Genomic DNA, 11,781 nt, shown 5'->3' on the forward strand with positions numbered 1-11,781 from the left:
GTCCGGCATGCCGGTTCCCTTCGTCGCGAAACCCCAAAGCAAATCATCTCTGACCTATTGGATGCAGCCGAATGACCTCTCCGCTTGAACAGAAGAAGATCAAGATCGCTGGCCCCTCGATCGTGACCGCCAACCGTACCTGGGACGGCATCGTGGTTTATCGCACCGCCGCCAGGAGCTGGTCCCCGGACCTGTCGGAAGCTGCGATCGTGCGCAACTCCGACGAGGCCAAGGCGTTGCTTGCGGAGTCCGTCGCCGATGACGTCGGCGCGATCGGTCCCTATATCGCCCCGGTGCAGGTCGGCGCGGACGGCAAGATCGAACCCGGCAATCTGCGCGAACAGATCCGCCGCACCGGTGTGACCATCGGACAGTCGGCCCAGGTTTAAGGCGCTTTCTTATGTATGCTTACGACGAAATCGACCGCACGCTCGTCAATGAGCGCGTCTCGGAGTTCCGCGACCAGGTGAAGCGGCGCCTCTCCGGCGAGCTCACCGAGGACGAGTTCAAGATCTTGCGCCTGCAGAACGGCGTCTATCTGCAACTGCACGCCTACATGTTCCGCGTTGCGATCCCCTATGGCACGCTGGCGACGAACCAGCTGCGGGCGCTCGCCCATGTTGCGCGCAAATACGACCGCGGCTACGGCCATTTCACCACGCGGCAGAACATCCAGTTCAACTGGATCAAGCTCGCCGAATTGCCGGACGCGCTGGAAGATCTCGCCAAGGTCGGCATCCATGCGATGCAGACCTCCGGCAACAACATGCGTAACGTCACCTCGGACCAGTGGGCCGGCGTCGCGCCGGGCGAGATCGAGGATCCCCGCATCTGGTCGGAGCTGATCCGCCAGCACACCACGCTGCATCCGGAGTTCTCGTTCCTGCCGCGCAAGTTCAAGATCGCGATCACCGCGTCGGACCACGACCGTGCCGCGATCAAGATCCACGACATCGGCCTTCGCCTGATCAAGAACGAAAAGGGCGAGACCGGCTTCGAGGTGCTGGTCGGCGGCGGTCTTGGCCGCACGCCGTTCATCGCCAAGACCATCAAGCACTTCGTGCACGGCCGCGATATTCTCAGCTATATCGAGGCGATCCTGCGCGTCTACAATCAGTACGGTCGTCGCGACAACATCTACAAGGCGCGCATCAAGATCCTGGTGCACGAGCTCGGCATCGAGAAGTTCTCCCGCGAGGTCGAGGAGGAGTGGCAGCACATCCGCAACTCCTCGCTCCAGATCGACGACGAGGTGATCGAGGACATCCGCTCGCGCTTCACCTATCCTCCTTACGAAAAGCTCCCGCACATGCCGGACGAACTTCGGCAGGCGGCGGCCGATCCCGATTTCGAAGCGTGGCGCAAGAACTCGGTGGCCCCGCACAAGAACCAGGGCTACTCCATCGTCACGATCTCGCTGAAGCCGATTGGCGCGCCTCCGGGCGATGCCACGGCGGAGCAGATGGATGCGCTGGCCGATCTCGCCGACAAATATTCCTTCGGTGAGATCCGCGTTGGCCACGAGCAGAACCTGGCACTGCCGCATGTCGCCAAGCGCGATCTGCCGGCGCTGTGGAAGGCGCTCGACAAGCTTGGCCTCGCGACGCCGAACGTCAACCTGATCACCGACATCATCGCCTGCCCGGGTCTCGACTATTGCTCGCTGGCGAATGCGCGCTCGATCCCGATCGCGCAGGAACTGACGCGGCGCTTCGCCAACCACGAGCTCGCCAACCTGATCGGCCGGCTCCACATCAACATCTCAGGCTGCATCAACGCCTGCGGTCATCACCATGTCGGCCATATCGGCATTCTCGGCGTCGAGAAGAACGGCGAGGAAGTCTACCAGATCACCATCGGCGGCCGTGCCGACGAAAACGCCGCGCTCGGGAACCTGATCGGGCCGGGCGTCAAGTTCGACGAGGTCGCCGACGTCGTCGAGGACATCGTGGAAGCCTATCTGGCGCTGCGCGAGCGGCCGGACGAGCTGTTCATGGACACAGTGAAACGCCTCGGCGTCGACCCCTTCAAGGAGCGCGTTTATGCCACTCGTTAACGGCGGAAAGATCGCCGACGACAGCTTCGTCAAGCTGGCCGTCGACACGCCGCTGCCCAAGGGCGGCGACATCCTGGTGCCGGCCGAGCGCTTCATCGGCGAGGCCGATGCGCTGCTCAAGCGTGCCGGCAAGGTCGGCGTGATCTGGCCGAACAACCGCGACATCGCCGAACTGGTCCCCTATCTCGGCAAGATCGCCGTCGTTGCGCTGGTGTTCCCGACCTTCCGCGACGGCCGCGCCTACAGCCAGGCCCGGCTGCTGCGCGAGCGTTACAATTTCCGAGGCGAATTGCGCGCCACCGGCCAGGTGCTGCGCGACCAGTTCGTGTTCATGCTGCGCGCCGGCTTCGATGCCTTCGACGTCAAGAAGCAGGCCGACGCGGAAGCCTTCATGCAGACCGCCAAGCGCTATTCGGTGTTCTACCAGCCGACCGGCGACGGCCGCATCACGGCCTTGCACCGGCGCATGCAGCTGCGCCATTCCGAAGGCGTCGGCACGTGAACGCGATCGCGCCTCAGGTTTCGCCGACGTCCGCCTCTGCGCTGCCGTCGGCGGACGAACTCGATCGCGCGCTGCGCGATGCCTCGCCCGCGGAGATCGTCGCCGCGGCGCTCAAGACGGTCGGGCGCGAAAAGCTTGCGCTGGTGTCGTCGTTCGGCACGGAATCGGCGACGCTGCTGAAGGTCATGGCGGACGTCGACCCCGCGATCCCCGTGATCTTCCTCGATACCGGCTGGCTGTTCGAGGAGACGCTGGCCTATCGCGACACGCTGATCGCGACGCTTGGATTGAAGGACGTCCGCTCGATCAAACCGGCGGAGGAGACGCTGGCGCGCGAAGATGCCGACCGCGATCTCTGGTTCTCTGATCCCGATGCCTGCTGTCGCATTCGTAAAGTCGAGCCGCTGGCGCGGGCATTGAAGCCGTTCTCGGCCTGGATCAACGGCCGCAAGCGCTTCCAGGGCAATGCGCGCGCCGACATTCCGGTGGTTGAAGACGATGGCGTGCGGTTGAAGTTCAACCCCTTCGCCAACGTCTCGCGCGAGGAACTCGAGGCCATCTTCGTCCGCGCCAAATTGCCGCGTCATCCACTGGCCGCCTCCGGTTTCCTGTCGGTTGGGTGTATGCCTTGCACGAGCAGAACGGCCGAAGGTGAGGATGAACGTGCCGGTCGCTGGCGCGGCCGGGCCAAGACAGAATGCGGCATCCACACGATGAAGACTTCGTAGCACAGTCACGCTGCCACGCTGCGAACAAGAAAATCCGGTTTCGTTGACTTAAGTGCGTTTCGCCGCGAGTTTCGCCTGCCTTCGCTGACACCGATGTCATCGAAGTGAATGGAGATGGACATGATGCGCCGTATCGTTCCGCTCGCTGCAGGACTTCTCGCGACGGTTTTTGTGGCAAGCGCGGCTCTCGCTGCCGACATCAATTTGCTCAACGTGTCGTATGATCCGACGCGCGAGCTCTATGCCGAATTCAACAAGGCGTTCGCGAATGCCTATCAGAAGGAAACCGGCAAGAGCGTCGAGATCAAGCAGTCGCATGGCGGCAGCGGTTCGCAGGCGCGGGCGGTGATCGACGGATTGCAGGCCGATGTGGTGACGCTCGCGCTCGCCTACGACATCGACGCGATCGCCGGCAAGGGCCTCACGGCGACGGACTGGCAGAAGCGGTTACCGCAGAATGCGTCGCCCTACACGTCAACCATCGTGTTCCTGGTGCGCAAGGGCAACCCCAAGGCGATCAAGGACTGGGACGATCTGATCAAGCCGGGCGTTGCCGTGATCACGCCGAACCCGAAGACGTCGGGCGGCGCGCGCTGGAATTATCTGGCGGCCTGGGGCTTTGCGCAGAAGAAATACGGCGCCGCCGACAAGGCCAAGGACTTCATCGGAAAGCTCTACCAGCAGGTGCCGGTGCTCGATACCGGCGCGCGCGGCGCCACCGTGACCTTCGTCGAGCGCGGCGTCGGCGACGTGCTGCTCGCCTGGGAGAACGAGGCGTTTCTCGCCCTGAAGGAATTCGGCCGGGAGAAATTCGAGATCGTGGCGCCGCCGCAATCCATCCTCGCCGAACCGCCGGTCGCGATCGTCGACAAGGTTGCCGACAAGAAGGGCACCCGCAACGCCGCCGATGCCTACCTCCAGTATTGGTACACCAAGGAGGGGCAGGAGATCGCCGCGCGCAACTTCTACCGCCCGCGCGATGCCGAGATTGCCAAAAAATACGAAAATGCCTTCGCAAAGGTCGAACTATTCACGATCGACGACGTTTTCGGTGGTTGGACCAAGGCGCAGAAGGAACATTTCGCCGACGGCGGCATCTTTGACCAGATCTATAAGAATTGATCTGGCGCTGTCTTAATGGGCTTTAGCAGGGGGCCTGGTGAGCGCACGCGCAGCACGACGCCGGACATTGCCGGGCTTCGGTCTCACCATGGGACTGACGCTTTCCTGGCTGTCGATCATCATCCTGATTCCGCTCGCCGGGCTGTTCCTGAAATCGCTCGAGCTCAGCCCCGAGCAATTCTGGAACATCCTCTCCAGCCGGCGCACCCTGAATGCCCTGCGGGTTTCCTTCGGCCTCGCGTTCGCGGCGGCCTGCGTCAACCTCGTCATGGGCAGCATCATCGTCTGGGCGCTGGTGCGCTACCGCTTCCCCGGCCGGCGGCTGTTCGACGCCATCGTCGACGTGCCCTTCGCGCTGCCGACGGCGGTCGCCGGGGTCGCGCTGACCGCGCTGTTCGCCGAGAAGGGCTGGCTCGGGGCGCCGCTCGCGGCGCTCGGCATCAAGGTGGCGTTCACGCCGGTCGGCATCTTCGTCGCCATGATCTTCATCGGCATTCCCTTCGTGGTGCGCACGGTGCAGCCGGTGCTGCAGGATCTCGACCCCGAGATCGAGGAGGCCGCGGGCAGCCTGGGCGCCAGCCGCTGGCAGACCATCATCCGCGTGATCCTGCCCTCGCTCGCGCCGGCGCTGCTCACCGGGCTCGCGCTCGCCTTTGCCCGCGCGGTCGGTGAATACGGCTCGGTGATCTTCATTGCCGGCAATCTGCCTAATGTCTCCGAGATCGCGCCACTCTTGATCGTGATCCGGCTGTCCGAATTTCGCTACGCCGACGCGACCGCCATCGCTGTGGTCATGCTCGTCGTCTCCTTCGTCATCATTTTCGCCGTCAACCGGCTCCAGCGCTGGGCGCGGAGCCGAATCCCGGCGCGCTGAGGAGGATGCGATGACGATGCAGATCGCAGACTCCGTGTCGCTCTCGGCTCCCGACGCCAAGGCACGTGCGAAAGCACGGGCACATGCGGCGGCGGCGCAAGACAATTTGCGCACCGAACCGCGCGCGGTGCGCATCACCATCATCGCGCTGGCGATGATCTTTCTTTCCGTCTTCGTCGTGCTGCCGCTGGTGGTCGTGTTCGCGCAGGCCTTTTCGAAGGGAATCCTCGCCTATCTCTCCGCGCTCGCCGAGCCGGAGGCGCTGGCCGCGATCAAGCTGACGTTGATCGTCGCGGCGATCTCGGTCGGCCTCAACCTTGTCTTCGGCCTCGTTGCCGCCTGGGCGATTGCAAAATTCGATTTCCCGGGCAAGACCTTCCTGATCACGCTGATCGACCTGCCGTTTTCGGTCAGCCCGGTGATCTCCGGTCTCGTCTTCGTGCTGCTGTTCGGCGCGCAGGGTTATTTCGGCGGCTGGCTCAGGGATCACGACATCCAGATCCTGTTCGCCGTGCCCGGCATTGCGCTCGCCACCACCTTCGTGACCTTCCCGTTCGTCGCGCGCGCGCTGATCCCCCTGATGCAGGAGCAGGGCACGCAGGAGGAGGAGGCCGCGGTTTCGCTCGGCGCTTCGGGCTTGCAGACCTTCTTCCGCGTCACCCTGCCCAACATCAAATGGGGCGTGCTCTATGGCGTCCTGCTCTGCAATGCGCGCGCGATGGGCGAGTTCGGCGCGGTCTCCGTCGTCTCAGGCCATATCCGCGGTGAGACCAACACGATGCCGCTGCTGGTCGAGATCCTCTACAACGAATACCAGTTCGTCGCCGCCTTCGCGATCGCCTCGCTGCTGGCGATGCTGGCGCTGATCACGCTGATCGCAAAGACGGTTCTCGAACGTCACCTCGACGAAGGAGACGACGCAAGTGACCATTGAAGTCAAAAATCTCGTCAAGAAGTTCGGCAGTTTTGCCGCCCTCGACGGCGTCGACCTCAAGGTCGACAATGGTGAATTGCTGGCGCTGCTCGGTCCGTCAGGCTCCGGCAAGACCACGCTGCTGCGGATCATCGCCGGCCTCGACTGGCCTGATTCCGGCGAGGTCTCCTTCAATGGCGAGGACGCGCTGGCGCAGGGCGCGCGCGAGCGGCATGTCGGCTTCGTGTTCCAGCATTACGCGCTGTTCCGCCACATGACCGTGTTCGAGAACGTCGCCTTCGGCCTGCGCGTGCAGCCGCGCGCGGTACGCAAGGACGAAGCCGCGATCCGGGCGCGGGTCAAGGAGCTGCTCGACCTCGTTCAGCTCGACTGGCTCGCCGACCGCTATCCGAGCCAGCTCTCCGGCGGCCAGCGCCAGCGCATTGCGCTCGCCCGCGCGCTCGCGATCGAGCCGCGCATCCTCTTGCTCGACGAGCCCTTCGGCGCGCTCGATGCCAAGGTGCGGAAAGAACTGCGCCGATGGCTGCGCTCGCTGCATCACGAGATCAACGTCACCTCCATCTTCGTCACCCACGACCAGGAGGAGGCGCTCGAAGTCGCCAACCGCGTCGTCGTCATGGACAAGGGCAGGATCGAGCAGATCGGCTCGCCCGACGACGTCTATGAGACCCCGGCGACGGCCTTCGTGCACGGCTTTATCGGCGAGTCCATCGAACTGCCGGTTCAGGTCGAAGGCGGCGTGATCAGGCTGGGTGACCGGCCGCTCACCCTCGCGGCGGACGGGCTTGCGCCTGGCGCGTCAAAGCTGTTCGTGCGGCGACATGACATGCTGGTCGGGCCCCCCGGCAGCGGCGCCTTCGAGGGCGCGGTTCAACACGTCCGCAATTTCGGTCCCGTGCAGCGTGCCGAGGTCGCATTGTCGGGCGGCGAGACCATCGAGATCGACGCCCCCCGCGACAAGGAACTGCGCGCCGGCGACACCATCGGCCTCGAGCCGCGCCGTTACCGGATATTTGCGGGCTAACGCTCTGTCATTCCGGGGCGATGCGAAGCATCGAACCCGGAATCTCGAGGTTATCGCGCGAGAGTCTCAGGTGCGCGATTGCGCACCACAGTTCAGCGCTACGCGCTGCCCCGGAATGACAGGAACGATTTTCTTCAAAATTCACCTTTCAGCCACGGTTGGTATGCAACAACGGCCCCTCATTCGGGGGCTTTACATGCGCGCTGCGGCCGCAATTCTCATCACTTTGCTGCTTGCCGGCTGTGCCGGCAACGAGGCACCGGTCCAGCAGCCGTCCATGTATGCCGATATGGCGGTCCCGGGCTCCAAGCTCGATGCGCAGGCGGCAGCCATCATGATCTCGCAATACCGCCAGAACAACGCCCTCGGCACCGTCGTCATCGACCCTGACCTGATGCGGCTCGCCGAATCCCAGTCCCAGGCTATGGCTGCGGCCAACAAGATGGATCACGACGTCCGCGCGCCGCTGGCCAAGCGCCTTGCCACCGGCGGCTATCCCGCCACCGTTGCCGTCGAGAACGTCTCGGCCGGCTATCATACGCTGGCGGAAGCGTTTTCCGGCTGGCGCGATTCGCCGCCCCACCGCGCCAACATGCTCAAGGGCGGTGTCACAAAATTGGGCATCGCGGCGAGCTATGCTCCCGGCACCAAATACAAGGTGTTCTGGACCATGATCCTGGCCTCGACCGAGCCCCGATAAGCCAGACTTGATCCGGGATGCATTGACGCCGCGGCGGAGGGTCGCCACGGTGGCTCGCCTTTTGCTATTGTTCCTGCATGATCGATCATAGCCCGGAATCCGCCAGCATCCCCGCGAATGCGCAACGCGTCCTGGTCCTTCAGGGCGGCGGCGCGCTTGGCTCCTATCAGGCCGGCGCCTATCAGGCGCTGTGCGGCCACGGTTTCGAGCCGGAATGGGTCGCCGGCATCTCGATCGGCGCGGTCAACGCCGCCATCATCGCCGGCAACGAGGGCCCGACGCGCGTCAAGCGGCTCAAGGAATTCTGGGAGATGGTCTCCGCGCCGGTGCCGTGGAAACCGATCGGCAAGAGCGACCACAGCCGCGAGCTGTTCAATTCGACCAGTGCCGCGCTGATCGCGACCTTCGGCGTGCCCGGCTTCTTCACGCCGCGGATTCCGCCGGCGCCGCTCTGGCCGCCCGGCAGCCCGCAGGCCGAGAGCTATTACGACACCGCACCGCTGAAGAAGACGCTGGAGCGTCTGGTCGATTTCGACCGCATCAACGATTTGAAGACGCGCCTGTCGGTCGGCGCGGTCGGCGTCACCTCCGGCAACTTCAAATATTTCGACAATTACGAGTTCAAGAAGCTCGGCAAGACCATCGGCCCCGAGCACATCATGGCCTCCGGCGCGCTGCCGCCCGGCTTTCCATCCGTGATGATCGAGGGCGAGCATTATTGGGACGGCGGCATCGCCTCCAACACGCCGCTCGACTACGTGCTCGACGCCGAGGTCGATCGCGACATGCTGATCTTCCAGGTCGACCTGTTTTCCGCGCGCGGCGATCTGCCGACCTCGCTGCTGGAGGCCGCCGAGCGCGAGAAGGACATCCGCTATTCCAGCCGCACGCGGATGAACACCGACAAGAACAAGCAGATCCACAACGCCCGCAGGGCGGTGCGCGACCTGATCGGCAAATTGCCGGATTATCTCAAGAACGATCCTTCCGTCGAATTCCTGGCGAAGGTGTCGCGCGAAAGCACCGTCACCGTCGTGCATCTGATCTACCGCAGCAAGAACTACGAATCCTCGTCCAAGGATTACGACTTCTCGCACGTCGCCATGGTCGAGCATTGGGAGGCCGGCGTGCGCGACGTGCATCTGTCGATGCGCCACAAGGACTGGCTCGAGCGGCCGCAGTCCGGTGAGACCATGGTGACCTACGATCTCACGGGGGACGTCACCGCGCCCCCGGCAAAAAGGAGCGAATAGAATGGGTAGTCTGTCAGGCAAGAATGCCGTCGTGACCGGGTCCACTAGCGGCATCGGGCTCGCCTATGCACGCGCCTTCGCCGCCGCCGGCGCCAATGTCGTCATCAACGGCTTCGGCACGCCGGAGGACATTGAGAAGGAGCGCGCGAAGATCGAGGCGGACTTCAAGGTGAAGGCGATCTATTCGCCCGCCGACATGACCAAGCCGGCCGAGATCGCCGGCATGATCGCGCTCGGCGAGAAGACCTTTGGTTCAGTCGACATCCTCGTCAACAATGCCGGCATCCAGTTCGTCTCGCCGATCGAGGAGTTTCCGCTCGAGAAGTGGGACCAGATCATCGCCATCAACCTGTCCTCGGCCTTCCACGCCATCCGTGCCGCCGTGCCCGGCATGAAGAAGAAAGGCTGGGGCCGCATCATCAACACGGCATCGGCGCATTCGCTGGTCGCCTCGCCCTTCAAGTCGGCCTACGTCTCGGCCAAGCACGGCATCGCAGGCCTGACCAAGACCGTGGCGCTGGAGGTCGCGACCCACAAGATCACCTGCAACTGCATCAGTCCCGGCTACGTCTGGACCCCGCTGGTGGAGCGGCAGATCCCCGACACGATGAAGGCGCGCAATCTGACGCGCGAGCAGGTCATCAACGACGTTCTGCTCGACGCGCAGCCGACCAAGGAGTTCGTGACGTCCGAGCAGGTCGCCGCATTGGCGCTGTTCCTGTGCGGCGATGATGCCGCCCAGATCACCGGCACCAATCTCTCGATCGATGGCGGCTGGACGGCGGAGTAACGGCTCGATGCCGTAGGGTGGGTTAGCCCTGCAGATACGCGAAGCGTATCTGCTCGGCGTAACCCACCACTTCTGTTACCCGAGGAAACAAAAGAGGTGGGTTACGCCTTCGGCTAACCCACCCTACGAAACCGAGAAGGAGGCGTCCGCTGCCGCTCAATGCGTCCAGGCCAGCGCCGTCACGAACGCCGACGACAGGTTCAGCTCCGCAAACATGATCTTGCCTGCGACCACGAACAGCACGCTGGCAAGCGTCAGCCGCAGCACCGTCTCCGGCACCCGCGTCGCGCTGTAGCTGCCGATGATGATGCCGGGCAGCGAGCCCATCAGCAGCACGCCCATCAGGGCCCAATCCACGTCGCCGAGCGCCCAGTGCCCGATGCCGGCGACCAGCGTCAGCGGCACCGCATGGGCGATGTCGGAGCCGACGATGGTCGCCATGGGCAGGCGGGGGTAGAGCAGCAGCAGCACGGTCACGCCGACCGCACCGGCGCCCACCGACGAAATCGACACCAACACGCCGAGCACGATTCCGGTGACGACGGTGGCAATCGCGGTGGTGCGCTCGTCGACCTGTTCGAGCCGGCCGCGATAACGCTCCATGATCGATTTGCGGAAGATCAGCGAGGTCGCGGTCAGCAGCAACGCAAAGCACAGCACCAGATTAACCAGGCTGCGCTCGGAATCGCTTCTGAGGTCGAGCTTCCACAGCACCAGCAGCGTCACTGCGCTCGCGGGAATGCTGCCGCAGGCGAGCCGCAGCACCGCCGGCCAGTGCACGCTGCGCGACCAGCCATGCACCACGCTGCCGCCGGTTTTGGTGGCGGCGGCATAGAGCAGATCGGTGCCGACCGCGGTGGAGGGATGAACACCGAACAGCAGGATCAGCAGCGGCGTCATCAGGGAACCGCCGCCCACGCCGGTCATCCCGACGAGCAGGCCGACGCCGAAACCGGAGGCGACGTAGAGTGGATCGATCATGTCTGGAGAATCTTAGGTTGATCTCGTCGGTTGAGCAATACGACGTAGAATAAACTTTCCCCGGGGCGCAACCGCTTGGGCGGAATAAGAAAAATTGTGCTGCGTGTCGGAAATGGAGAGGTGTTTCCGGTTGTTCCCAGGCGCACTGCGAAACAGTCGTTCCCCACGGGGAGTGAGCAAGGGCGGCGCCGTAATACCTATTTACCAAACGCCAGCACGTGCAGCCCCAACCGCTGTCGCACGATCCAGAACAGCAGCACCGTCTCGAAGGTGAGCGAGATCGAGGTCGCGGCCGCGGCGCCGTGGCCGCCGTAGCGCGGCACGAGTGCGATGCAGAGCACGAGGTTCATCACGAAGGCCAATGCATAAGCGAGCGCGCAGATCTTCTGCTGGCCGAGCATGTTGAGCAGCCGCTCGACCGGTCCGATCGCGGAGCGCACCACGAGCCCGATCGCTGCGACGAACATGATGTCGTAGCCGACCACGAATTGCGGCCCGAACAGCCAGAGCAGCGGCTTGCCGAGCGCGAGCAGCACGATGGTCGCCGCCAGCGACGGCCAGAACGTCCAGTTGATCGCATGTGTCACATAGGCCGACAGGCGTGCCTTGTCGCCGCTGGCGTTGTATTCGGCGAAGCGGTGCGCCGTAGTCGCCGACATCGCGTAGTGGATGAACGAGACCAGCGCCAGCGTCTTTACCACCGCGAAATAGACGCCGACCTCGTCGGAGGGGCGGAACTGCTGCAGCACCAGCACGTCGGTGTAGGACAGCAGCAGGTAGAAGCTCTCGACCAGCAGGATCGGCAGCGAGACGGCGA

General features: G+C 64.0%; 13 protein-coding genes. 11 read left to right on the top strand and 2 right to left on the bottom strand.

From position 1 onward, the window contains the following. Nucleotides 1-71 precede the first annotated feature (71 nt). The 11 genes from IC66_RS0129365 to IC66_RS0129415 all read left to right on the top strand — a co-directional run bounded on the left by IC66_RS0129365 (nt 72) and on the right by IC66_RS0129415 (nt 9,983). The gene (locus tag IC66_RS0129365; protein WP_028142067.1) at nt 72-389 is read left to right on the top strand and encodes a DUF2849 domain-containing protein; all 318 of its coding nucleotides are present in this window, start codon (nt 72-74) and stop codon (nt 387-389) included. A gap of 11 nt (nt 390-400) precedes the next feature. After that, the gene (locus IC66_RS0129370) at nt 401-2,056 is read left to right on the top strand and encodes a nitrite/sulfite reductase (RefSeq protein WP_038950057.1); all 1,656 of its coding nucleotides are present in this window, start codon (nt 401-403) and stop codon (nt 2,054-2,056) included. Further along, nucleotides 2,043-2,558: a DUF934 domain-containing protein gene (locus IC66_RS0129375; protein ID WP_038950058.1), complete on the top strand. Its 516-nt coding sequence runs from the start codon at nt 2,043-2,045 to the stop codon at nt 2,556-2,558. The genes IC66_RS0129370 and IC66_RS0129375 overlap by 14 nt, the downstream gene beginning before the upstream one ends. Further along, nucleotides 2,555-3,286: a phosphoadenylyl-sulfate reductase gene (locus IC66_RS0129380; RefSeq protein WP_038950059.1), complete on the top strand. Its 732-nt coding sequence runs from the start codon at nt 2,555-2,557 to the stop codon at nt 3,284-3,286. Before IC66_RS0129375 ends, IC66_RS0129380 begins: the two co-directional genes overlap by 4 nt. 120 nt (nt 3,287-3,406) lie before the next feature. Then, nucleotides 3,407-4,408, top strand: a complete 1,002-nt coding sequence (locus IC66_RS0129385; protein WP_038950060.1) for a sulfate ABC transporter substrate-binding protein — start codon at nt 3,407-3,409, stop codon at nt 4,406-4,408. A gap of 37 nt (nt 4,409-4,445) precedes the next feature. Then, on the top strand, nt 4,446-5,282 hold the full coding sequence (gene cysT, locus IC66_RS0129390) for a sulfate ABC transporter permease subunit CysT (protein WP_081494297.1): 837 nt from the start codon (nt 4,446-4,448) through the stop codon (nt 5,280-5,282). Nucleotides 5,283-5,292: 10 nt separating this feature from the next. Next, nucleotides 5,293-6,216: a sulfate ABC transporter permease subunit CysW gene (gene cysW / locus IC66_RS0129395; protein WP_038950062.1), complete on the top strand. Its 924-nt coding sequence runs from the start codon at nt 5,293-5,295 to the stop codon at nt 6,214-6,216. Then, on the top strand, nt 6,206-7,240 hold the full coding sequence (locus IC66_RS0129400; RefSeq protein ID WP_028142060.1) for a sulfate/molybdate ABC transporter ATP-binding protein: 1,035 nt from the start codon (nt 6,206-6,208) through the stop codon (nt 7,238-7,240). Before cysW ends, IC66_RS0129400 begins: the two co-directional genes overlap by 11 nt. Before the next feature lie 196 nt (nt 7,241-7,436). Then, nucleotides 7,437-7,940 carry a CAP domain-containing protein gene (locus tag IC66_RS0129405; RefSeq protein WP_018318739.1) on the top strand — a complete coding sequence of 168 codons (504 nt, stop codon included), beginning with the start codon at nt 7,437-7,439 and terminating at the stop codon, nt 7,938-7,940. Between the two features lie 77 nt (nt 7,941-8,017). Continuing rightward, nucleotides 8,018-9,193 carry a DUF3734 domain-containing protein gene (locus IC66_RS0129410; protein WP_028142058.1) on the top strand — a complete coding sequence of 392 codons (1,176 nt, stop codon included), beginning with the start codon at nt 8,018-8,020 and terminating at the stop codon, nt 9,191-9,193. Nucleotide 9,194: 1 nt separating this feature from the next. Further along, a complete protein-coding gene (locus IC66_RS0129415) occupies nt 9,195-9,983 on the top strand; it encodes a 3-hydroxybutyrate dehydrogenase (protein ID WP_028142057.1) in 789 nt (262 codons plus the stop codon). Nucleotides 9,984-10,139: 156 nt separating this feature from the next. Here the strand turns inward: IC66_RS0129415 and IC66_RS0129420 are convergent, their stop codons facing one another. Continuing rightward, nucleotides 10,140-10,964, bottom strand: a complete 825-nt coding sequence (locus IC66_RS0129420) for a sulfite exporter TauE/SafE family protein (protein WP_028142056.1) — start codon at nt 10,962-10,964, stop codon at nt 10,140-10,142. Between the two features lie 197 nt (nt 10,965-11,161). Continuing rightward, nucleotides 11,162-11,781: MATE family efflux transporter (locus IC66_RS0129425; RefSeq protein WP_038950064.1), on the bottom strand; the 620-nt coding region annotated here is incomplete at its 5' end.

It is taken from the genome of Bradyrhizobium genomosp. III (assembly GCF_000261705.1).
Taxonomy (GTDB): Bacteria; Pseudomonadota; Alphaproteobacteria; order Rhizobiales; family Xanthobacteraceae; genus Bradyrhizobium; species Bradyrhizobium ottawaense.

Coding starts and splice junctions, on each gene's coding strand:
- IC66_RS0129365 (WP_028142067.1), top strand. CDS start 72: ATGACCTCTCCGCTTGAACAGAAGAAGATCAAGATCGCTGGCCCCTCG.
- IC66_RS0129370 (WP_038950057.1), top strand. CDS start 401: ATGTATGCTTACGACGAAATCGACCGCACGCTCGTCAATGAGCGCGTC.
- IC66_RS0129375 (WP_038950058.1), top strand. CDS start 2,043: ATGCCACTCGTTAACGGCGGAAAGATCGCCGACGACAGCTTCGTCAAG.
- IC66_RS0129385 (WP_038950060.1), top strand. CDS start 3,407: ATGATGCGCCGTATCGTTCCGCTCGCTGCAGGACTTCTCGCGACGGTT.
- cysW (WP_038950062.1), top strand. CDS start 5,293: ATGACGATGCAGATCGCAGACTCCGTGTCGCTCTCGGCTCCCGACGCC.
- IC66_RS0129405 (WP_018318739.1), top strand. CDS start 7,437: ATGCGCGCTGCGGCCGCAATTCTCATCACTTTGCTGCTTGCCGGCTGT.
- IC66_RS0129410 (WP_028142058.1), top strand. CDS start 8,018: ATGATCGATCATAGCCCGGAATCCGCCAGCATCCCCGCGAATGCGCAA.
- IC66_RS0129415 (WP_028142057.1), top strand. CDS start 9,195: ATGGGTAGTCTGTCAGGCAAGAATGCCGTCGTGACCGGGTCCACTAGC.
- IC66_RS0129420 (WP_028142056.1), bottom strand. CDS start 10,964: ATGATCGATCCACTCTACGTCGCCTCCGGTTTCGGCGTCGGCCTGCTC.